The organism is Nostoc sp. FACHB-152 (assembly GCF_014697475.1).
Lineage (GTDB): Bacteria > Cyanobacteriota > Cyanobacteriia > Cyanobacteriales > Nostocaceae > Nostoc_B.
The window spans coordinates 208,346-229,883 of sequence record NZ_JACJRV010000001.1 but is presented as its reverse complement, the minus strand read 5'-3'; the positions used below and the strand labels follow the sequence as shown (position 1 = coordinate 229,883).

Annotated in this window: 16 protein-coding genes and 1 tRNA gene; 8 read left to right on the top strand and 9 right to left on the bottom strand. The window is 39.7% G+C overall.

All coding sequences use genetic code 11. The annotated features are described in order from the left end of the window. Positions 1 to 15: 15 nt before the first annotated feature. Together H6G76_RS00930 and H6G76_RS00925 are read left to right on the top strand one after the other, a co-directional pair. Positions 16 to 1,212 (top strand): glycosyltransferase family 4 protein, encoded by a 1,197-nt coding sequence (locus tag H6G76_RS00930; RefSeq protein WP_190694328.1) that lies wholly within the window; start codon positions 16 to 18, stop codon positions 1,210 to 1,212. 197 nt (positions 1,213 to 1,409) lie between these two features. Beyond that, entirely contained in the window at positions 1,410 to 3,416 is a 2,007-nt protein-coding gene (locus H6G76_RS00925) for a TrkA family potassium uptake protein (RefSeq protein WP_190694326.1), read from the top strand. Between the two features lie 173 nt (positions 3,417 to 3,589). Here H6G76_RS00925 and H6G76_RS00920 read toward each other — a convergent pair whose 3' ends face one another. From H6G76_RS00920 to H6G76_RS00905, 4 genes are all read right to left on the bottom strand, one after another. Beyond that, a complete protein-coding gene (locus tag H6G76_RS00920; protein ID WP_190694324.1) occupies positions 3,590 to 4,441 on the bottom strand; it encodes an amino acid ABC transporter substrate-binding protein in 852 nt (283 codons plus the stop codon). A 741-nt stretch (positions 4,442 to 5,182) separates the two neighbouring features. Continuing rightward, positions 5,183 to 5,605: a BON domain-containing protein gene (locus H6G76_RS00915; protein WP_190694323.1), complete on the bottom strand. Its 423-nt coding sequence runs from the start codon at positions 5,603 to 5,605 to the stop codon at positions 5,183 to 5,185. A gap of 718 nt (positions 5,606 to 6,323) precedes the next feature. After that, entirely contained in the window at positions 6,324 to 8,288 is a 1,965-nt protein-coding gene (gene sir, locus H6G76_RS00910; RefSeq protein ID WP_190694321.1) for a sulfite reductase, ferredoxin dependent, read from the bottom strand. Positions 8,289 to 8,818: 530 nt separating this feature from the next. Beyond that, positions 8,819 to 9,355 (bottom strand): outer membrane beta-barrel protein, encoded by a 537-nt coding sequence (locus H6G76_RS00905; protein ID WP_190694319.1) that lies wholly within the window; start codon positions 9,353 to 9,355, stop codon positions 8,819 to 8,821. Positions 9,356 to 9,835: 480 nt separating this feature from the next. Here H6G76_RS00905 and H6G76_RS00900 point away from each other — a divergent pair, with 480 nt between their 5' ends. After that, entirely contained in the window at positions 9,836 to 10,783 is a 948-nt protein-coding gene (locus tag H6G76_RS00900; RefSeq protein WP_190694317.1) for an ADP-ribosylglycohydrolase family protein, read from the top strand. A gap of 71 nt (positions 10,784 to 10,854) precedes the next feature. On the opposite strand, the gene H6G76_RS00895 is transcribed toward H6G76_RS00900, so the two are convergent. From H6G76_RS00895 to H6G76_RS00885, 3 genes are all read right to left on the bottom strand, one after another. After that, entirely contained in the window at positions 10,855 to 11,862 is a 1,008-nt protein-coding gene (locus tag H6G76_RS00895) for a transposase (protein ID WP_190694315.1), read from the bottom strand. A gap of 14 nt (positions 11,863 to 11,876) precedes the next feature. Next, on the bottom strand, positions 11,877 to 12,728 hold the full coding sequence (locus H6G76_RS00890) for a hypothetical protein (protein ID WP_190694313.1): 852 nt from the start codon (positions 12,726 to 12,728) through the stop codon (positions 11,877 to 11,879). A 146-nt stretch (positions 12,729 to 12,874) separates the two neighbouring features. Beyond that, positions 12,875 to 13,531, bottom strand: coding sequence for an Npun_F0813 family protein (locus tag H6G76_RS00885; RefSeq protein ID WP_190694311.1), 657 nt, complete (start codon positions 13,529 to 13,531; stop codon positions 12,875 to 12,877). 361 nt (positions 13,532 to 13,892) lie between these two features. Between H6G76_RS00885 and H6G76_RS00880 the strand changes: the two genes are divergently transcribed. From H6G76_RS00880 to H6G76_RS00865, 4 genes are all read left to right on the top strand, one after another. Next, a tRNA-Arg gene (locus H6G76_RS00880) sits at positions 13,893 to 13,965 on the top strand. A gap of 462 nt (positions 13,966 to 14,427) precedes the next feature. Continuing rightward, positions 14,428 to 15,741 (top strand): efflux RND transporter periplasmic adaptor subunit, encoded by a 1,314-nt coding sequence (locus tag H6G76_RS00875; RefSeq protein WP_190694310.1) that lies wholly within the window; start codon positions 14,428 to 14,430, stop codon positions 15,739 to 15,741. A 126-nt stretch (positions 15,742 to 15,867) separates the two neighbouring features. Continuing rightward, positions 15,868 to 17,340 (top strand): serine hydrolase, encoded by a 1,473-nt coding sequence (locus tag H6G76_RS00870; RefSeq protein ID WP_190694308.1) that lies wholly within the window; start codon positions 15,868 to 15,870, stop codon positions 17,338 to 17,340. Positions 17,341 to 17,544: 204 nt separating this feature from the next. Beyond that, positions 17,545 to 18,258, top strand: a complete 714-nt coding sequence (locus tag H6G76_RS00865; protein WP_190694306.1) for a rubrerythrin family protein — start codon at positions 17,545 to 17,547, stop codon at positions 18,256 to 18,258. 284 nt (positions 18,259 to 18,542) lie between these two features. On the opposite strand, the gene H6G76_RS00860 is transcribed toward H6G76_RS00865, so the two are convergent. Continuing rightward, positions 18,543 to 18,800: a hypothetical protein gene (locus H6G76_RS00860; protein WP_190694304.1), complete on the bottom strand. Its 258-nt coding sequence runs from the start codon at positions 18,798 to 18,800 to the stop codon at positions 18,543 to 18,545. Between the two features lie 280 nt (positions 18,801 to 19,080). Here H6G76_RS00860 and H6G76_RS00855 point away from each other — a divergent pair, with 280 nt between their 5' ends. Further along, on the top strand, positions 19,081 to 20,904 hold the full coding sequence (locus tag H6G76_RS00855; protein ID WP_190694302.1) for a tetratricopeptide repeat protein: 1,824 nt from the start codon (positions 19,081 to 19,083) through the stop codon (positions 20,902 to 20,904). Here the strand turns inward: H6G76_RS00855 and H6G76_RS00850 are convergent. Further along, complete coding sequence (locus H6G76_RS00850) at positions 20,901 to 21,452, bottom strand: acireductone dioxygenase (RefSeq protein WP_190694300.1); 552 nt, start codon at positions 21,450 to 21,452, stop codon at positions 20,901 to 20,903. The genes H6G76_RS00855 and H6G76_RS00850 overlap by 4 nt on opposite strands. Positions 21,453 to 21,538: the final 86 nt, after the last annotated feature.

Here is a 21,538-nt window from a genome sequence, read left to right as displayed (position 1 = left end):
GTTATAGACATAAGCATGAAGCTGTTAATTTTGCATAATCGCTACCGACTTGCAGGTGGTGAAGACAGGGTAGTCCAAGCAGAAAAAAGGCTTTTAGAAGCAAATGGGCATAATGTAGTTCTTTTGGAAGAAGATAATCATAGAATAGGCAATATTTGGGATACATTAGTTGCAGCTGGCGGTGCTATATATTCTTTTGCAGCCAAGAAAAGAGTCCAAGCAGAAATTGACCGCTTTCGCCCTGATATTGTCCACGTACATAACTTTTTTCCCCTATTTTCTCCATCTGTATATGATGCTTGTTATCGTGCGGGCGTACCTGTTGTGCAAACTCTGCATAATTATCGCCTTGCTTGTCCCAAAGCAATACCGCTTCGAGATGGCAAAGTTTGTGAAGATTGCATTGGTAAATTAATTCCGTTACCTGGTGTTGTACATGGTTGCTATCGTAATTCTCGTCTGCAAAGCTTAGTTGTAGCTACAATGACTACTTTGCATAAATTGCGGGGTACTTGGCACAAAAAAGTGGATGCTTATATTGCTTTGAGTCAATTTCAAAAACAGAAAATGATTCAGGCAGGGCTACCAGCAGAAAAAATTCACATTAAACCACACTTTGTTTTTCCTCTTAACACTTTAGGGTTAGATAATCAGGGTCAAGAATATTTGTTGTTTGTTGGCAGATTATCAGAAGAAAAAGGAATTTTTTTTCTGATTGATACTTATATCCAACATAAAATGTCTATGCCTCTAAAAATTGTTGGTGATGGGCCGTTGCGTCAAGCTTTGGAACAAAAAGTCAAGCAAGCTGGCTATGATAATTTGATTGAATTTTTAGGCTTTAAAGATGAATCAACAGTCATGAAATTAATGAGGAATGCCAAACTTTTATTGTTTCCTTCAATTTGGTATGAAGGATTTCCTTCAACAATAGCAGAGGCATTTGCTGCGGGTTTACCTGTAGTAGTTTCCAAATTAGGAAGTATGAAGGAAATAGTTGAAGATAAGGTGACGGGTTTACATTTTGAATTGGGAAATACTCAAGATTTTGCTGATAAAATCAACTGGGCAATTAATCACCCTGAAATTTTAGAAGCTATGGGGAAAAATACCCGGTTGGTTTATGAATCGAAATACAGTTCAGCAGGCAATTACAAAGAGTTGATGGCTATTTACAAAAATGCGATCGCAAAAAGGATGTCTGAGAATTAGTACCTGTAATTTCTAAATTATTTGGTTTAGGATAATTCGAGAGGCTCAGATCCCCGACTTATTTAAGAAGTCGGGGATCTTGTGAAATACAATAAAGCAATTGTGATCGCTTAATACATGGCTCACAGCAAATCATCCAGCTTTCACAATCAGAACAAAGGTAAAGACAATTACAATCGTCTGACTATTATCAAAATATGACACAAAATACAACAATAGATCCGAACTTGTTCTTAGTTTGTGGACTGGGTAGTTTAGGTCAATATTGTGTATCTGCGTTAAAGGAATTTGGAGTTAAGGTAAATGCAATTGAGGAGGTAAAAATTCAAAATTGGGAAATTCCTGAATTACCTGATTTGATAGACGAACTAGTGATTGGTGATTGTCGCCAACCTAAAATATTAGAACAGGCAGGAATTAAACAGTGTCGGGCAATTTTGATTGTAACAAGTGATGAGCGTGTGAATATAGCTGTAGCATTTGCGGCGCGATCGCTCAATCCAAATGTTCGCTTAGTAATTCGTTCCGCCCAAGATAATCTTAATGAATTACTAGCGGAAAATTTAGGCAATTTTGTTGCCTTTGAAGCTACCCAGTTACCAGCTAACAGCTTTGCCCTCGCCGCATTAAGTAGTGAAACTAGAGGGTTTTTTACTTTAGAAAACCGCTTATTGCGAGTAATTAGCCTATCAATTGATAGTTGTCATCGTTGGTGTAATTGTCCTTTGTCTGAAATCAACAGTTCTCAGCGACGAGTACTTATCCATACTAGAGCCAGCCAACATCTACTCAAAGGTTTTTATCAATGGCAACCGGATGCTCAAGTCCTTCCTGGCGATACAGTTGTCTATATTGATGTCAATGAAAATTTAGTTGCTCGACAAACAAGGTATGTTAACAACAGTAGGCAAAGCTGGCTTAATATCTTTGCAAAGATGACATGGCAAAATCTCAGCCAGAAGTTAACTCAGTTTTGGGCAGAAAGTAGCCAAACAAGGCGTGTGGCCTTTGCGGCTGGTATTGTGATTGTAAGTTTGTTTCTCTGTGGCACACTGCTGTACAAATTACAGTATCCCCAAATCGCTTGGCAAAATGCTTTTAATGTTGCCTTAGTTTTGAGTCTCGGCGGCTACGGTGATTTATTTGGACAAGAAGAAATATCTTTTACACTACAAGAAAAATCTTATCCAGTTCCTTGGTGGCTGTATTTATTTAGTATCAGTATGAGTGTAGCCGGGACTATTTTTGTCGGCATTATTTATGCTGTGATGACAGAACGCCTGTTATCGACTAGATTCCAGTTTTCTAAAGGTCGTCCTCCTGTACCGAAATTAGATCATGTAGTGTTAATTGGTATAGGTAGAGTAGGTCTAAGAGTTGCACAGCTATTGCAAGAACTGAGACAACCTTTGGTAGGCGTGCATACTAAAGACTTAGAACCAGGAATATTACCCCAAATGCCTTTAGTTGTAGGAAACATCAACAACGCTTTAACTAAAGTCAATCTTCAAAGCGCAAAAAGCGTCATTGTGCTTACTGATGATGAAGTGGCAAATTTAGAAATTGCCTTGAAAGCAAAGACTGTTAACCCTCAAGCCAATTTGGTAATTCGTACCTTTGACCCCCGGTTCAGTGAAAATGTAGCACGACTATTACCTTATGCCAGAGTTTTAGGGGTTTATGCCTTAGCCGCCGAAGCATTTGCGGGGGCTGCATTTGGAGAAAATATCTTGAATTTGTTTCGCTTGGATAACCAAACTACGCTAGTTACCGAATATCAAATTGCAGCTGACGATAATCTAAATGGAAAATTACTTGCTGATGTTGCCTATGGCTATGGAGTAGTACCAATTTTACACATGAAGGTTAATCAATACACATCTAAATTGATGCCTTCTGATGATATCAAACTAGTTGTAGGCGATCGCTTAGTGGTATTAGCCACCATCGAAGGACTGCAACGAGTAGAACGGGGACTCATCACTCCAGGTCAATTGCTAGTGCGAATAAAAAGAGTTAACTCACCAGAAGCCGCATTTGAAGGCGCAGCAGTGATTTCACGGGTGACTGGTTGTGATATGCATCTAGCTAGAACTTTAATGAATCAACTACCAGCCACCCTACAATATCCTCTCTACAAGCACCAAGCACATCGTTTAGTACATGAATTGAGTAAAGCGCAAGTTCTAGCACACATTGAATAGTGGGGAGTGGGGAATTGGGAGTGGGGAGTGGGAAGAAGAAAAGTCTACGTGCATGGACTAAGAAAAAATCAAGTTAAACTGCGCTTCAGACCCAGAACAAAAGTTTTCTCTCAATTCCCTACACCCCACACCCGCCCCGTTCGCGTAGCGTCTCCGCAGGAGAAGGGGCTTTATTAAAGATCTCTTTTCGGAATTTCCTCACGAAATTCTATAACCAATTGCATCGTTTCCACAGTTAAATCGCGTAAATCTCGATTGAGAAAAACCGCGCCTTGTGGCCCAAACCAACGGTCAAAAATCGATACATATTGTTTTTCGCCGTTGACAAAGCCTTGCATAAACTTGACCAGCGAATAATTTACCGTATCCAGAAATTTAGAATTATTTTCTGGAACCATGCAAGCAATACCTTCTCGTGAATAAGGACGATCTGGTGCGATCGCAAAACTATCAGGATTTTTAGCCTTTTGCAACCATCCTTCCAACAAAATGCTATCAGATGCAAAAGCGTCTATTTTGCCTTGTTCTAAAGCAGCGTATCCTTCTGCACGATTTTTCAAATACACCAATTTAGCTTGAGGTTGCGCCCGTTTAATTGCGAGTTCGTTTGTAGTTTGTGCCAGCACACCAATTCGTTTACCAACCAAAGTTTCAGCAGAACCAATATTACTTCCTGATTTCACCAATAATTGCGTACCAGTCACACCATAGCTAACAGAAAAATCAACTTGTTTATCTCGTTCCCATGTAAAACTACTAGCATCGCAAACAATATCAACTTCGCGGTTAACTATTTTCGGAATCCTCTGTGCTGGAGTCAAGCCGACTAATTTTAATTGAATTTTTTTGCCTAATTGTTTCTCTAACTGTTGTTTGATTACAATTAACATATCTACAGAATAACCAGTTAAATTACCTTGGTTATCGGTATAGGCAAAAGGCAGTGCATCTTTACTAGTACCAGCAGTGAGTATTCCTGTACGAGCAACTTTTTGCATAACAGTCTCAGCAGATACACTAGGCATAATTGCTGCTAAAGTGAGGCTAAAAGCAGGAATCGCAATCTGAGTATATTTAATTATGCTTCTGAATTTAGATAAGTAGTTTAAATTAGCTGTAATATTCACAATACCCTCACATTTAAACTTATGTACAAAACTACTTCAAATATCAACAATAATGTTGTGATAGCTCAAAGTACAGCAATTATGTCTGTTAAACACAAAGTAGTTTCTTACAGCAATACTTTTTTACTTTATCAGGTTTATGTATACATATATAGCAATCCTATTTGATTTACAAACTACTTACGGAGGCAGGCAATAGGCAATAGGCAATACATTTGTTTGAATCTCCTACACGGATTGCCATAGCAGTCAGGTATAGATATTAGAAACCACAAAATTTATAATTTTATTTAATAAGTTGTAAACTATAGAAATCATAGTTAATTTCTAAAAAAACTCAGTACACTTTTATTCCCTGTTCCCTCTCTCTACGAGTAGTTCAGGAATCAAGCCAGATTCCTATATAGGATTCATATTTGATTTGGGAAAAAAACTCAGTATACCTTTATCCCTTCTTTCCTGTTCCCTATTGCCTATTGCCTATTGCCTCGCTACACAAGTATTTCAGTAATCAAGCCAGATTCCTATATATTTTCTCAGTATTGACAACAGCCGACACAAATAAAAAATAGGACTTCCTAAAATTGAAGTCCTAAAAGATTAATAATTCAAATGTGGAAACAAAGCTTAGTTGTAGGTTTAAATTTTATTCGGTGGTTGCACTTTAGCTTCTGTTTTCACGCTTGTAACCCCTTCAACCTCTTTAGCTAATTTTTCTGCTTTTTGTAATTCGGCTTGTGAGGTGGCTGTACCTTTAATTAATATCTGGTCTGCTTTAGCTTCTACCTCTAATTTATTATTTGGTAGGCTTTGTTTAAGCTTTTTAACCACTTCAGTTTTTAATGCACCTTCAGATTTTGTAGTTGCAGTAGTATTTTTTGTTGCTGCTGCTTTTTCGATTTTATCTGTAATTGGAGTTGTCTGAGAAGCTGGTTTTACTGGTAGTGGTGAAACTACACTGGGATTTTGAGGAGCTTTATCAGCATCTTTATGACTTTCTTGACAACCAAAAGCACCAACTACCAAAATACCACTGATGAGCAACGGAATTAACTTTTTCATATCTGTCTCCGAATTGAATACTTGAAGCGTCAATTGAGATAGATGCTATGCTGAGGAGTCAATAAAAAAACAACTAAGAAGCCCTGAGTTGAATAAGCAAGTTGATAGTTATTAAGTATTGTAGATGCCAAGATAGTTTTACAGACCTATGCTGTGAATCAAACTACGGTTTTCTGATATTATCAAATTATTGAAGATTTGCCTATATTTTGTCAAAAATTTATATTAATCAAAAATGATTATTTAGCTGATTAATGGACAATTATAAGAATCCGGTTTGATTTGGGAATTTACTTGTGTAAATAGGGAATGGGGAGTAGGGAGTAGAAAATAAGTCTTGTCTGAGCGTACTGATTTTTTTCCCAAATCAAATATGATTCCTATATCTGTAAAAATAATACTTTTAATCACTACGTAATTCCAATTTTTTATGAGGCTGCATAGGATTCGCTCGCCCCTAGCCCTCTTTTTAAGGCCAGGGCTGTTTCATTCCCTAAAACCAATACGGTTCGGATAAGCATTTTGAACTAGAAATTGGTTTGGGGAAAAGGTTAAAGGGTAAGGGTTAAAGGTTTTTTCTTCTCCTTTCCCCCTTCGCCTTTCCCCTTTAACCGAACCGTATTGTCCCTAAAACAGGTAAAATTGCAAGTAATGAGAAAGCTGCACCGCATTTAAGGTACAGCTTGTTATTTTTACGATATTCTTTGTGATTCCAGCCTTAATCTATCTGCAAGTAAGCTTTTAATGCTTCGTTGACGATCTCTGTCATTGATTTACCTTCACTGGTGGCGGTTTCTTTGAGTTTGTTATAAACCTCGTCATAAAGGCTAATCCGAGAACGAGAACGGCTAGGTGCAGCTTTTTTCTTGGTTGCGGCTACTTGGGTTGGAGTTTCTTCTGTTGTGACTGGGACAGTTTCGGGTTGATATTGTGCCGCAAATTCACGTATAGCATCTAAGCCAACGCGATCGCAAAAATCACCAAAGCTTTCTTCAAGTTGCCGTGATTTCTTAAAGTAAACAAAAATCGGCTCTAAGAAGCTTTCTATATCGTTGTGGTGCAATTTTTCGACAATTGGTTGCGCTAATCTGGTTTGATGTGGTGAACCACCTAACCAAACTTGATAAGATTCCGGCGCACTACCCACAAAACCCAATTCTGCCATGTAAGGACGAGCGCAACCATTAGGGCAGCCTGTCATTCTTACCACAAAATGTTCATCTTGTAAACCCAGTTTATCCAACAACGCCCGGACGCGTTCTAAAATTCCTGGTATTGCCCGTTCTGACTCGGTAATAGCCAAGCCGCAGGTAGGCAAAGCTGGACAAGCCATTGCATAGCGGAATAAAGGTTCGATTTTGCCAGGGTCAGAAACAACACCGCAACGGTCAAGAATTTCTTGAATGGCTGGTTTATTTTCTGGGTCAATGTCGCAGAGAATCAGATTTTGGTGGGGTGTCAGGCGAATAGTTAAGTTAAATTTCTCGACAATTTCCCGCAAAGCAGTTTTGAGTTGCAAGGAACCTTCATCTTTTACCCGTCCATTGTCGATGGAGATACCTAAAAATAACTTGCCATCGCCTTGTTCTTGCCAACCCAGAAAGTCTTCATATTTAAATTCTGGCAACTGCTTGAAGGGGGCGACTGGTTTACCAAAATATTCCTCGACTTTGGCGCGGAATTTATCTACACCCCAATCATTGATTAAATATTTTAATCGAGCGTGACGGCGGTCGGTGCGATCGCCATAATCTCTTTGAGTCGCCACAATGGCTTTAACTATGTCGTAAACATCTGCCTTGTCTACATAGCAAATGGGGTCTGCTAACCTCGCAAAGGTTTCTTCTTTATTGTGGGTTCTGCCTAAACCGCCACCTGCAAAGACATCAAAACCTTCCAGTTCGCCTCCAGGGTTGGTAATTACTACCAAAGTCAAGTCTTGGGAATACAAATCAATGGAATTATCCCCTGGCACTGTCACGCTAACTTTGAATTTGCGCGGCATATAGTGAGTACCATAAAGCGGTTCTTCACTATCATGAACAATTGTGCCATTGCCGTTGCGTTGACGTGCCGCCTTCACCTCTGGGTCTTCTTCCGCACTGATGGCTTTTTCCCCATCTAGCCAAATTTCGTAATAAGCACCAGTTTGGGGTGAGAGTAAGTCAGCAATTTTCTCGGCATATTCCCAAGCATACCCATACTCAGGGCGATTCTTGAAAGGAACTGGGGGGGCCATAACGTTGCGGTTGATGTCACCACAAGCACCCAAAGTAGAACCCAGATTTTTAATAATAGTAGCGATCGCCGCCTTGAGATTCTTCTTTAAAATCCCATGCAACTGGAAACCTTGACGAGTAGTTGCGCGTAAGGTGTGGTTTCCATATTCATCAGCCAGCTTATCTAAAGCCAGATATAGTTGCGGCGGTACAAGTCCACCAGGATTTTTTGTCCGCAGCATGAATTGGTAATCTTTCTCCTGTCCCTTAACGCGATTATCGCGGTTATCCTGCTGGTAGGAGCCATGAAACTTGAGGATTTGAGTCGCATCTTCACTAAAGTGAGTAGTATCCTCAAGGATCTGCGTTGCTACAGGTTCACGCAAAAAATTACTATTTTCTTTGAGGCCTTCTACTTTCGAGGGCTTACGAGCGGTGAGTGGGGGAGGAGCAGATTTAACCATTAGAGTTGTATAGTATTCTCAATAAAGCAGCTATCAGAGCCAAGCCATGTTTTCGGCTGAGTGTTTCCCGGTAATTCGGTCGGAAATCTGATGAATATGACAATTGTAACACGGCAAAAAGCCGGCTTTGTCGGTGGTGTCACACATAACAAAACCAGCATATAGCATATATAAGTAGGCGGTGTAAATCAACTCAAAATTTATTGGTTTTTGTTGACTTTTAACCGAAAAATCCGATGCTTCATCAGCGTTTAAAGTTCAACAGGGTTATGCACAATATTGGGCTGTAATTCCACCAACCGACTTAAGTATGAATTTTTAGTTTAAAACTAGAAGCCAAAAAGCAAGAGAAAAACAACGTCCTGATCTATATGTGCTTTAACTTGAACTGAGTAATTTATGTCTACTTGTCTATCTCTTCAGATTATTCAACACATATAGCAATCCTAATTGAGTTATAAAAACTCTCGTTATTGTCGTCCTTGCTAATTTTTAATTACAAATGACAATTGACTAATGACTAATGACACTTACTTAAACCGATAACCAATTCCGCCATTAATAGTAACAGCAGAAGCAGGACTATCTTGATAAGCACGCAATCCAACTTTGGCGTTAGTGTAAACAAGGAAGTTATTAGCAACCTCTGATTCTACACCAGCACCCACAACTACAGAATCTCTATTTCCTAAAGGACTAGGTGCGCCATTTTTCTCTACAAAAGAATATCCACCAGTCACAAAGGCATTAGTTTTATTAGCAATTGGCACGTCTACAGAAACTTCTGGGATAATGCTAGTTGTATCATCATTCCATAAAACATTACCGCGCGCGGAAACAGGAAGATTTCCCAATTTCACCCGGCCAGTAATATTACCACCCAAGTTAGCAGCATCATTGTTGAGTCCGCCATTAGTGACATTTGCTGCAACACCAGCACCAATATAACTAGCATCAGTACCTTTTTTCTGTTCCGCAGCAGCTTGACCAGCATTAAGAGCAAGAGGAGCTATAACTAAAGAGGACAATGCAGAAATTGTCACGAAAGACTGAAGTAAACGCTTCATAATTTTGGAAAAATTTGTGTTTTTTGCTGTTAATTACTAGGTCGAAACTTGTGTAAAAAGGTTCCATTAAATTTTTTATGCTATTAAATTTTTATGCTGATTGGTGCATAAAATTAACAGATTTGATTTGAAAAAATCGTGTTTGCTCATATTCCCGACTTCTTAAAGAATTCGGGAATATTTTTGTTCAGTATGCACTTGTGAAACTGGCACATTCTAAATTTAAAAGCTAATTTTATACAGCATACACAACTGCTAATTAAAGTTAATTATTCTTAGTGGCTGTAACAGCAATAGCAATAAGCTATAGCAGAAATATATAAAGTTAATTTATAAAAGTTTAGTTCTCAAATACAGCAGATTACAGATAAATGAGGTACAAATTTTCAAAAAAAGCTATGTACCTAAATATTTTAACCCTGTTCCCTGCTGTATCAGACTTTGGCGTTCATTTTTGGCAATTTTCGTGGAGATAGAAAAATGCTAACCGCTACACAAACATTGTCTGGTTTGATGGGTGTATGTGTCGGTGATGCTTTGGGTGTGCCAGTGGAGTTTACTAGCCGCGCTGAACGAATGAAGTCCCCAGTCACGAAGATGCTAGGTTATGGCACATGGCATCAGCCGCCAGGAACTTGGTCAGATGACAGTTCGTTGACGTTTTGCTTGGCAGAAAGTCTTTGTAGAGAATATTCCTTAGATGCTATAGCTTTGTCTTTTTGGCGTTGGTATAAGCAAGCTTACTGGACTCCCAGAGGAGAAATATTTGGTATTGGGCAAAGTACTCATGCAGCTATTATGCGTCTTAATCAAGGAGTTCCATCTTTAGAAGCTGGGGGAACTAGCGAAATGAGTAATGGCAATGGTTCGTTGATGCGAATTTTGCCGATGGCTTATTGTCACAAAACCTTAGACTTTCCAGAATTAATTTCGCGGGTGCATCAAGTGTCTTGTATTACTCATGCTCATCTGCGATCGCAAATTGCCTGTGGCATTTATACTAGTATCGCTATTGAACTACTGCAAGGTGTTGACCTACCCACAGCTTATTTACAAGGCTTACAAAAAATCCAAACAATTTATTCTGACGCACAATTTCAGAGCGAAATGCCCCATTTTGCCAGGGTATTTAGTGGTGACATTGCCAGTCTACCAATTGAAGAGATTAAATCTGGCGGCTATGTCATTGACACCCTAGAAGCATCGTTATGGTGTTTATTAAATAGCTCATCCTATGCAGAAACAGTGTTAAAGGCGGTGAACTTGGGCGAACATACAAGCACAACTGCGGCTGTCACAGGTGGGTTAGCCGGAATTTATTACGGTGTAGAAGGTATTCCGCAACAGTGGGTTAACTCCATCGCCCGTAAACAAGACATTATTAATCTAGCTAGACGTTTTGCCATAGCTGTGTATACTCACAATTAAAAAGGTAACAGGTAACAGGTAACAGGTGAATAGTGTTCATTGCCTATTGCCTATTGCCTATTGCCTTTTTCTTAAAGCGAAGACAAAGAGTAAACCTGACCATCAATTAACAGTCGAGTAATACCCTTAGCTTGGAGATGAGTCCGAGCCTTTTGCAGCATTCTACTATCAGGAACCTTAATCACGCGATCGCGCTTTGTTGAAAAGCGTTTAGCTACCCGATGATTATCAAATATTGGCAGGGTTCTTTGCTGGGTTTCCAGGCTGGGAATTTGCCCCAAATCACCAAAATCCCTAAGTGGTCGGGTAATTAGCTCTGCGGAACGGTCGATTACCAAGTAACAAGTTCTCGGTAAATTAGCAGCCGACAAGGGTAAAACTTGAACTGGTGCTTCACCTAACCTACGTCTTGTAACTAAAGGTCTTGGCTCATCTAGATCATCATCGTCTTCTTCGTAATCTTCATCATCTAAATCATCATCATCTAGATCGTCATCTAAATCATCTAAATCTTCAGACTCGTCTAATATTTCCTCGCCTAGCATTTCTGCAAAGACGGCCACTTTTGGACGTTCTTCATCCAATATTGGGCTAGGAATGCTAGGAATCTCCGGTGGCTCTTCTTTAGGAGCATCCGATTTTTTGATGATTCTTGGCTTTGGTTTTTCTACTGGTGCCGAAGAACGCCGCCGTACTCTTCTAATACCCGATGATTCTTCCGTATCCTCTTCTAGTTCAGGCTCCGGTTCTGGCTGCGCCTCCATTACTGGCTCCTGTGTCCTCAGCCTAGGCAACTCGATAGGTTTGCTTTCGCTCTTAAGAGGTTCTAATTCCGGCTCCTTAGGAATCAACAAAGGCAACTGGTCATAGTTTACCTGCGCCCTACCTTCAGGAGTCCGTGCTGCCCGTTTCAAAGAAACGAGGTATTCGTACTCATCTTCTGGTAAGGTGCTTTTGAGCAAGCGGCTAATTGTCGAGTTGCTCACGTCATAACGCTCTGCTAAAGTCGAGGTTGTTTCAGCAGTTTCTCGATATAACTTAAGAATTTCTTGTTTATCTGAATCTGTTAGTTTTCTCACGGTAGACACCAAATCTAAGCTCGTTTACGTCCACGCTCGCGCCGAGTCCGACTTAATGAAGCGTCATGTTCTAGAACAGCGCCCAGTCCAAATAGCACTCCACTAAACACCCAAAACACTTCTAATATGTCTCCACTTTGATAGTTAGGCCCTTGAGCGAATTTAAACCACATATCTGCAATGTAAAGCGAAAACGCGGCCGCTGCAATCATTCGCCAAGATTGAGCTACCCGTCCTCCCCAAAAAGCTAACAGCAATGTAGTAGCAATAATCAACAGCACTACATCACTAACTACATAAAACCAATTCAAAATTGCGGCTAGCATTTCTGTGGGTGTTGTTTGCTGCATAGAAATCCACCATGCGACCAAACTGCCAAACACTCCTATCGCCAATACAATCAGCCATTGCCATTTTTCTAAATTAATGCGTCTTGAAGCCACCGCTAAAATCATGCCTACGCCAAGAGAAATATAAGTCAATACAAAAAATACATCGCCAATCGATACATCAGGTTCTTCTTTTAAAACTATTTCTGTATAGCCAAAAAATATCCCTCCTAGGAAATAAGAAAGCATACCTATGGCAATTGCCAGCCAAACATTGCGACTACTAACAATTTGGGGGCTACGCCAATTCCTTAAGCATAAAATACCAGCACCCAAGTAAGCTAAGGCTTCAAAAATATTTGTGCCAATCACATACCATTCGGCACGACTTTCTACGCCGTTGGCTCCTGGAATTTTAGCACTAAATAGCAAAAAATATAATAGCGCCATCACACCCCAGCCAATAGCTGCCAAGATGATGTTGCGATTAGTAAACAGCGATTTAGAAGGCAAAGAATTTTTGTATGAGCTACTCATAGGAATTTATTATGTATATGCACGCTGGAAGTCTGAAGTGTGTAGACAGCTTTGAGGTGGCTTGCCGGAGGCTAGTATGAAGTGTGAAGAATAGAGTCAGAGCAGGGTTTTCAGACTTTAGACTTCATAATTCATACTTTTTGAGGCTATTGCCACAATTTATTGAGTGAAGATTGGTTTAGCCAAGAGATAAATAGCGATCGCTCGCCGTCTGCCATATCCTGTAACCTACCTGCTACTTTGTTGGCAAAGTTGGCATTACCAAAATAGGTTTTCCCTAGCTTGTATAGTTCTTGCAAGAAAGTAGTGACATGATTTTCTTGCCAAGCCGGAAGTTTAGTTCCTTCTAAGGGATCTATCGTTACTAGGTGTTTAACTGACTCAGGGGAAAATTCAGGAAACTTCTGCTGCCGCAAAACTTCCCCAAGATCTTTTTCAAATAATGTTAGTTGGCGAGAGCCTAAAAACTCTTCAATATCCATGTGAACTGCTTGTAGTAGCAAAATACTGGCTTGGATAAGTATTACTGTCTTACCATGCCCACCAGTATCACCTTCTAGCTGTTCTAATCGGATTTTCCCCCAAACGCTAAACCGCTCTGGTTCCTCCAACAAGACACAAGCTTTGCCTCGGTTATCAGTTAAATCTCTCCACAAGGAGCGCGCTTCTTCTTCTTGATTAGCTTTGAATACACTAATCAACCGGAAGGTTTGCCCCTGATAATGGAGGATCGGCACCTGCTGATCCCTTTTTGGGTGCTGAATGCTTGATATTTCAACATCCTGCCGTTTGAGAATAAACATGGCACTAGCAAATAACTCCTCACAGGGGCTTTGTGGATATGCGATCTATAATCGGATTTGGTAGTATCGCCAAGAGTGCGATTACTTAGGTGTAATAGAGGTTAAAAAGCGCGATCGCTTTTTAGCCACCTTAGTGTAAATTATCCCAACGATACATACACCAACACGCAAATAGCTTACCCTTGACCACACAATATAGCTAATCAATCGCTCTTATGCTGCATTAGTTAGCTGAAATTGACTAACTAGCGACTAGCATCTTAGCCTTGCCCATAGCAGATCTGCAATTTTTGATTGCTTCTGAGTTCAGAAAACGATATAATTGTTTAGGTGACTCTTAACAGAGCCATAATTTTATGTTGGGCGCGTAGCTCAGTGGATAGAGCAATTGCCTTCTAAGCAATCGGCCGCAGGTTCGAACCCTGCCGCGCTCGTTTTAAATAAATGCAAATTTTAGTTAAGTCTATTTAAATAAATAGGCTGTCTCTACCTTTGTTGAGATAAAAATGTGATTTTTATCATGCGCCACAATAAATCTTCAAGAAAAAATCTCAAGACTAAAAGCTATTAAAACAACATTTTAAAATCGGGTAACTTTTATCACCTTAAATCCCTAAAATTTTAATATTTATTTCTCGATAAATATTTTAAAATACCTGAGTCTATCAACACTGGAATACTGTAAGCAATAACTGACAAGACAGTTAAAAAACTTACCTATATCTAAATTTTTCTCATTGACCTTTTGGTAGATTAGCCATCATCTCTAAAAGCAGTATATTTGGACGAGTTAATATACAATTTGGCCTTGCTCCTCAACCAATATCAGGTAATTGCATCTCAACAGCCCCAAACTTAATGAAGTTTTATTGTTGTTTTTAGATGAGTTGTAAGCCATGACATCCCCTGAGCCTCAAACTGATTTTGGAAACGAACTTTCCGAAAAATCCTATGAACTACCTCCACAAAAACGGCGGTGGTTAAGATTATTGTTAGCTTTAATACTCATATTGGGGGGTGGAACTGCCATAGTTTGGCGTTTACTTAGTCCGATAAAACAAGCACCATCTGTTAGTTCTCAACCACCAGGAGTAAGAGTCAAAATTGCACCTGTACAAATAGGCACAGTAGAAGAAAGTACAGATTTTATTGCTAGTTTAGAATCTCGACGTTCTATAAATCTCCAGCCGACCATTCAAGGTCAAGTCACCCAGATATTTGTCAAGCCAGGAGATACTGTCGCTACAGGAACACCAATTATCCAAATCAACCCAATGCCACAAACGGCGCTTATTGGTAATAATGCTGCTACACAAATGGTTGCAGTACAGTTAGAAAATGCCCGTACTACACTCCGAGCCTTAGAAGCAGAACGCTTCTCCAAAGTTGCTGACTTGCAGGTAAATCAGCAAGACTACGAAAAATATGCCAATTTAGCAGACCAAGGAGCAGTATCTCGACAAACTAAGGATTTATCCGCTACTAGGCTGACTACAGCTAGGGCAAATCTGGCGGCACTCAATTCTCGAATTGAAGCCCAAAAAGCCAGCATTATGCAAGCTGAAAGAGCTTTGTTGCAAGCTGATACCAATAATAGACAACCACCAGTCCAACAGTATGACAAAATTACTGCTCCCTTGAATGGCACAGTCGGCAACATTCCTGTAAAAGTTGGTGATTTTGTAAATCCTTCTTCACCATTAGTTACCATCTCACAAAACAAACCTTTAGAAGTCAATATATCTGTACCTCTAGAAAAAGCGTCACAATTACGCAAGGGAATGCCTGTAGAGATTATGAATGCTCAAGGGCAGGTACTGGGTATGAGTCGAGTATTTTTCATTGCGCCAAATGCCAGTATTGACACACGCTCAATTGTAATTAAAGCATTGTTTAATAATTCCCAAGGGCTGCTACGAACTGATCAATTAGTCAGGGCGAGGGTAATTTGGAATCAGCGTTCAGGGGTTTTAATTCCTACCACAGCAGTAGCGCGGATAGCTGGTGAAACTTATGTTTATGTGGCGAAAAAACAAACCACTCCCCAAGGCGTAGAGCAATTAGTAGCTGAACAAAGGCGGGTAAGGGTAGGTGACATCAAACGTAACAATTATCAAGTTCTCGAAGGATTACAGCCACAAGAAGAAGTTGTCGTTACAGGGCTGCTGAATCTGAGAAATGGTGTGTCTATCGTTCCTGAATCTTTGTAAGCGATAAATTTAACCTAGATGTTGTAGGCTAACAGCTAATCATCTCTACTAAACAGCCTATTTTGTGAAAAACGGGAGAACGAAAAAAGCGGGGACTGTTTTTATACTGAGGTATAAACATTTACTATGCAAGGTCTAAGTGAATTTATTAACAAGACGATGCAACAGTGGAAAGTACCTGGGCTGGCGATCGCAATCGTTAAAGATAATGAAATAATTTTTTGTGAAGGCTTTGGATTGCGAGATGTCGAACAAAATTTAATGGTTACACCACAAACCCTCTTTGCTATTGCTTCTGGCACCAAACCCTTTACCACAATGGCGATGAGTATCCTGGTAGAACGTGGCTTATTAGATTGGGATAAACCTGTCAGAAATTATCTGCCCGCTTTGAAGCTTTATGACTCCTATGCAACTGACCACATCACGCCTCGTGACCTGGTAACTCATCGCTCTGGCTTACCCCGTCATGATCGTATGTGGTTCAAAAGTCCCTTCACTCTTAAAGAGATATTGAACCGCTTAAGATATCTCGAACCCACTCACGAATTGCGTACTGTTTTTCAGTATCAGAATTTGATGTACATGGTTGCTGGTTACTTAGTTGGTGAAATTGCAGGGAGTAGCTGGGAAGAATTTGTACAACAGGAGATTTTTAACCCTTTAGAAATGAGAGCCAGTAATTTCTCTCTTGCGGAATTCCCGAAAACTGATGATTTTGCATTTCCTTATCAAGAAAAAGATGACAAAGTAGACAAAATACCCTTTTGTAATATTGATGTCTCTAGCGCAGCAGGTTCGATAAATTCCAATGTTGCTGATATGGCTAACTGGCTTTTACTTCATCTTAATCAGGGTAAATATGGCGACAAACAAATTATCTCACCATTTCATTTGGAAGAGATGCACTCTCCACAATTTGGGACTTCACAACGACTGCAATTTAATGATATTTTTCATTATTTTTATGGTTTGGGATGGTTTATTAGTGTTTACAGAGGTCATAATTTAATTCAGCATGGCGGTAATATTGATGGATTTACGTCGAGGACAACTTTGCTACCTCAAGACAATATTGGCATAGTAGTTTTAACTAATTTAAAGCAAAATCCAGTGATACATACTGTAACTTATTACGTATGCGATCGCTTGCTCGGTCTAGACGAATCACCTTGGAATGAACGAATGAAGGAAAGATATGCTCAAGCCAAAGAAGAGAAAGCAAAAGCCGCATTGTCAATCATCGATGCCCGTAAAAATGGAACTCAGCCTTCTCATCCACTAGAGGATTACACAGGTGATTTTGAGCATCCAGCCTATGGGGTCTTATCAATTTTAATTAATGATAACCATTTAACAGCAATTTATAATTCAACTGTATATAAATTAGAACACTACCACTATGATATTTTTATTGCAGATGATTTGGATGATCAACCACAACTTATATCTTTCTTAACTGATAAAAAAGGTAATATTAGTGGCGTTACCGTCCCTCTAGAGCCAACCGTGAAAGATATTTTATTTACCCAGATACCCAGCAGTGAAAACGCATCTGATCTTCTAACAAAAACTAACAAGTATTTCACAATTATCTAGATAATCTCAAAGCTGGATGAGATATAAACAATTACTCATTTTTAATTTGATTAATTCTCCTGGAAAGACAAATAAATCAAGTAAAGACATATGGGCGGAAAAAATTGTATAAAACGTTTTATATTATACAAAATTGGCTCATTAACCTGATTTAGAGTCTATTTTTTTTACTAGTAAATCTCAGTGGACAGGCATCCAGAAATTATGGATTTATCTAACATTACTACTCTCAAAAATTTAGAAGCAGCCTTCGGTGGTGAATCGATGGCTAACCGCAAGTATTTATTTTTCGCTAAGGTTGCTAGTAAATTAGGATTTTCTGACTTAGCAAAACTTTTTCGTGAAACCGCAGAACAAGAAACTGAACACGCTTTTGCTCATTTTGAGTTGCTGCATCCAGAACTTGTAGTAGAAAATCCTGCCGCTTTAACTGAGGAACAAAAGCGGGCAATTGTCTCTCGCTGCTTATCTTTGGCAATTGAAGGTGAGACTTACGAATACACTACAATGTATCCTGAATTTGCAGAAGCAGCACAAAGCGAGCGCGATAACCCAGCCGCAGCAGAGTTTCTCAAGCAAGCACAAGAATCTGGTGAACACGCTAATACATTTCGGGAAGCAGCACACCGTTTTGGTTTGCTCAAATTTATCGAAAACTACCACGCCGATCGCTACACTGAAGCTTTAGAAGTATTAAACGGTGGACAAGCCGCCACCAAAGTTGCTAGTGATGATCCTCAAACTCGGAAATGGATTTGCAGACAATGCAGCATGATTTACGATCCCGTTGCTGGCGATCCCGATTCCGGAATTGCCCCTGGTACACCATTTGAAGATATTCCCGATGATTGGCAATGTCCTATTTGCGGTGCTACTAAAAAGACGTTTAAACCTTTGGAAGAAAAAATTGCTGCCTAAGATGGCATAGATAAGTAGGTTAGAACAAGCGTAGCGCAACCTAACAAACCAGATAAACACAGTTGTTTTTCTGTGTTTATCTGTAGTTTTTTCAAAAAGCTAATTTGGCAAAATCTTTGATTTACTCTATTTTATGAACTTTATCTTTGTTATTCAGAGGCAAGCTAAATTTTTCAGTCTGATAAAACAAAGTTGTTAGCACAAATAGAGAAATTTGGTTAATAAAAAGTTGCTGTAACAATACTTAGTAAATTGACATCTCCTTAGCTATACTAGCTATGACATCATTTTTCAATCAATTCAGTATAAATGTAATCTTCATAATGACTACATCCTTCTGCCATTGAGCGATCCCTGAAAGTTCGGCAACAAAGTTGCTCATCTTCTATAGTTGTTTTTTGATTTATGTCTGTAGGGCGATGCGTATTTTCTTCTATTAGTTTCAAAGTGTTGCTATTCACTTCGGGAGTGCTTGTATATTTTCCTAATTCAATCCGTAATTTATTAAGTTGCTCATCTTCAGATGTGACAAAGATATTCATTGGTTAATTACCTCTTTTATCTTTTATTGAATTTTACTGTGTTTTGCTATTAATAGCTTTTTTACTAACTAATATGCCAAGACAAAAATACAAATATTAAAATATCTACAACTGTGTTTTTTGTTGCACGAGTATACTATTATCCGTATTTCTGCTGTACATTACAAACCTCTAATTAATATTTACAGGTGGAATTGTAAAAATCCGCCCAAATCAATTGATACAAAACGGCACCCATCTTAAAATTATTGGACGGGAGTTTACAGCCCAATTAACACAGATGAATGCTGTCGATTTTTTTAACAGGGGTTTTCACAAAAATTTGCAAGGAGATTATCAAGGAGCGATCGCCGATTATACAGAAGCAATTAAGTTAAATCCTAACTTTGCTGAAGCCTACTATAATCGCGGCAATATTCTTTATAGCTCACTCCTAAATTATTCTGGAGCAATTGCTGATTTCGACAAGGCAATCCAAATCAATCCTAAGTTTGCTGAAGCCTTCCATAACAGAGGTAATAGTCGTTACTCTCTAGCCGATTATGAGGAAGCGATCGCTGATTACGAGAGGGCATTGGCAATCAATCCCAACTTGGCAGAATCGTATCACGGCCGGGGAAATGTTTACTGTGCATTAGGTGAGTATGATCAAGCCATAGCTGATTATCACCAAGCAATTGAGATTAATCCGGAATTAGTGACATATATAGATTTTGATATTGCACGGGCATTTCACGAGCGTGGTGTAGCCAGAAGCGAGAACGGCGATTATCAAGCAGCCTTAGCAGATTTTCAACAAGCTTTACAGTGGTATCCCGATTATGCCGCCGTTTATAGCAGTCGCGGTAATATTTTTCATATTTTAAAAGAGTATCAGCAAGCGATCGCCGATCATGAACGGGCATTACAGCTAGATCCTAATCTAGTGGAAGCCTATCATTATCGAGGTAATACGCGCTTTGCCTTAAATGACTGTCAAGGCGCAATTGCTGATTACAATCGGGCATTACAAATTAATCCGAGTTTTGCACCTGCATACTATAATCGCGGACTAGTCCGTTCATACCAACAAGATTATCCAGCAGCGATTGCTGATTTTAACCAAGCTCTAAGTTTAAATCCTGAAGATGTCCAAGCATACTACGAAAGAGGACTGGTACGGGCAACATTAGGTGATTATCAAGGTGCGATCGCTGATTATGAGCAAGCACTAGCAAAAAATCCGACGTTAGCTTTAGTTTACGGTTTTCTCGCTTATGCTCGTTGCCAACTAGGAGACTATCAAGGCGCATTAGCAGATAGCAATCGCATCTTACAAATTCATCCCGACTTTGCCCAAGGATACTGCGATCGCGCTACGGCCCGTCGTTGTTTGGGAGATTATCAAGGCGCAATCTTAGATTACAATCGCGCATTGCAGCTGAATCCTAATTTAGCTACAGCATACTACGGTCGGGGATTAGCCCGCGAAGCTCTACGTGATTATTTAGCCGCCGTCGAAGAATATACCCAAGCCATCAAACTCTCTGCTGATTTTGCCGAAGCTTACTGCAATCGCGGTAATGCACTCCGCTTGTTAGGAGCCGAACAAAGAGCTATGGCAGATTATAATCAAGCATTAAAAGTTAACCCCAAATTAGTGGAGGCTTATTACAATCGGGGTTCACTGCGCTATGCTTTGCAAGATTATCAAGGTGCAATTGCTGATTATAGCCAAGCGCTGCAAATTAATCCCAAATCTGCGGCATTTTACAGCGATCGCGCTGGTGCTTATTATGCTCTCAAACAATATCACAGAGCTATTGAAGATTACACCCAAGCCATCGCCCTTGACCCTAGTTTTGCAGAAGACTGGTATCACCGAGGCCGTAGCCGTTTACTATTAGGAGACTTACAAGGAGCATTAACAGACTTGCACCAAGCCTTGCAGCGTCATCCTCATTGGGCATCAGCTTATATGTTACGTGCTGATATTTACCGTCAATTACAAGATTATCAAGGCGCGATCGCTGATTTTCAACAATCTGCCAACATCTATTATCAAGAAGGAAACATAGAATACTACCAACAAATGCTAGCTGCGATCGCCCAGCTTCAGGCTTAACGCGGCTTGAGCGCATCATTTAACTGAGTTCCTGTGTAATTGGGAACCCAACCCTCTGCCGAAGTGAAATAGCGCACCGCTTTAAAACTTAAAGATGCTGTCAGACTACACCAATGCTCTACTCCTGCGGGGATACAAATGTAATCTTGTGACTGAACTAAAAGCTGCACTTGGCTACCATCAGGTCTGACAAAACCAAAAATCATTTCGCCTGCCAATACATAAAGAGGTTCAGCAGCAGTATGAGTATGATAACGACTGTAGGTATCTAGCAGCATTTTAAGATTAGGCGCACCTGGATGCAAATTCAATAAGTCACACCAGAGAGAACCTGTTTCTTGCTGGAGAAATTCAAATACACTACTATGCAAATCTACAATGTAGTGCTTCTCGGAATGAGTCAAAACTTCCTGTTCTAGTAAGTCCGGGAAAAGCAGCGATGTTCCGGGGTCATAGTGTTTCAGATGTACCCCAATAGGAGCAAGTTCATGAACTATCTCACTTAAATCGCTCTCGACTGTACCGTCTTCTAGTAATAGGATTGCCATAACACAAGGACTAATAACTAACTATTAAAAAAAGTATACTCAAATTTTGCTCAAAAAGTCATTATTTCCGATAGGTATACCGGAGT

What these genes read in the sequence shown, in the direction of transcription:
- H6G76_RS00930 (WP_190694328.1), top strand. Translation starts at nt 16, where the DNA reads ATGAAGCTGTTAATTTTGCATAATCGCTACCGACTTGCAGGTGGTGAA.
- H6G76_RS00925 (WP_190694326.1), top strand. Translation starts at nt 1,410, where the DNA reads ATGACACAAAATACAACAATAGATCCGAACTTGTTCTTAGTTTGTGGA.
- H6G76_RS00920 (WP_190694324.1), bottom strand. Translation starts at nt 4,441, where the DNA reads ATGCCTAGTGTATCTGCTGAGACTGTTATGCAAAAAGTTGCTCGTACA.
- H6G76_RS00915 (WP_190694323.1), bottom strand. Translation starts at nt 5,605, where the DNA reads ATGAAAAAGTTAATTCCGTTGCTCATCAGTGGTATTTTGGTAGTTGGT.
- sir (WP_190694321.1), bottom strand. Translation starts at nt 8,288, where the DNA reads ATGGTTAAATCTGCTCCTCCCCCACTCACCGCTCGTAAGCCCTCGAAA.
- H6G76_RS00905 (WP_190694319.1), bottom strand. Translation starts at nt 9,355, where the DNA reads ATGAAGCGTTTACTTCAGTCTTTCGTGACAATTTCTGCATTGTCCTCT.
- H6G76_RS00900 (WP_190694317.1), top strand. Translation starts at nt 9,836, where the DNA reads ATGCTAACCGCTACACAAACATTGTCTGGTTTGATGGGTGTATGTGTC.
- H6G76_RS00890 (WP_190694313.1), bottom strand. Translation starts at nt 12,728, where the DNA reads ATGAGTAGCTCATACAAAAATTCTTTGCCTTCTAAATCGCTGTTTACT.
- H6G76_RS00885 (WP_190694311.1), bottom strand. Translation starts at nt 13,531, where the DNA reads ATGTTTATTCTCAAACGGCAGGATGTTGAAATATCAAGCATTCAGCAC.
- H6G76_RS00875 (WP_190694310.1), top strand. Translation starts at nt 14,428, where the DNA reads ATGACATCCCCTGAGCCTCAAACTGATTTTGGAAACGAACTTTCCGAA.
- H6G76_RS00870 (WP_190694308.1), top strand. Translation starts at nt 15,868, where the DNA reads ATGCAAGGTCTAAGTGAATTTATTAACAAGACGATGCAACAGTGGAAA.
- H6G76_RS00865 (WP_190694306.1), top strand. Translation starts at nt 17,545, where the DNA reads ATGGATTTATCTAACATTACTACTCTCAAAAATTTAGAAGCAGCCTTC.
- H6G76_RS00860 (WP_190694304.1), bottom strand. Translation starts at nt 18,800, where the DNA reads ATGAATATCTTTGTCACATCTGAAGATGAGCAACTTAATAAATTACGG.
- H6G76_RS00855 (WP_190694302.1), top strand. Translation starts at nt 19,081, where the DNA reads ATGAATGCTGTCGATTTTTTTAACAGGGGTTTTCACAAAAATTTGCAA.
- H6G76_RS00850 (WP_190694300.1), bottom strand. Translation starts at nt 21,452, where the DNA reads ATGGCAATCCTATTACTAGAAGACGGTACAGTCGAGAGCGATTTAAGT.